1 protein-coding gene is annotated in these 305 nt (G+C 46.9%); it reads left to right on the forward strand.

Features of this window, described 5'->3' with window-relative positions; genetic code table 11:
- Window positions 1–305, forward strand: a 305-nt coding sequence (locus B5G52_RS21845; protein ID WP_254911271.1) for a GTP-binding protein, incomplete at its 3' end; no start/stop codon positions are given.

Here is a 305-nt window from a genome sequence, read left to right on the forward strand (position 1 = left end):
ATGGCAAAAGAAAAGTTTGAACGCGTAAAACCGCACGTAAACGTTGGTACAATCGGCCACGTTGACCACGGTAAAACTACCCTAACTGCAGCAATCACTAACGTACTTGCAAAAGTATACGGTGGTGTAGCTAAAGACTTCGCATCAATCGATAACGCTCCAGAAGAGCGCGAGCGTGGTATCACAATCTCAACTTCACACGTTGAGTACGATACACCTACTCGTCACTACGCACACGTAGATTGTCCTGGACACGCCGATTATGTTAAAAACATGATCACTGGTGCTGCTCAAATGGACGGCGC

Origin of the sequence: Pseudoalteromonas sp. A601 (genome assembly GCF_002165575.1) — a bacterium.
Taxonomy (GTDB): domain Bacteria; phylum Pseudomonadota; class Gammaproteobacteria; order Enterobacterales; family Alteromonadaceae; genus Pseudoalteromonas.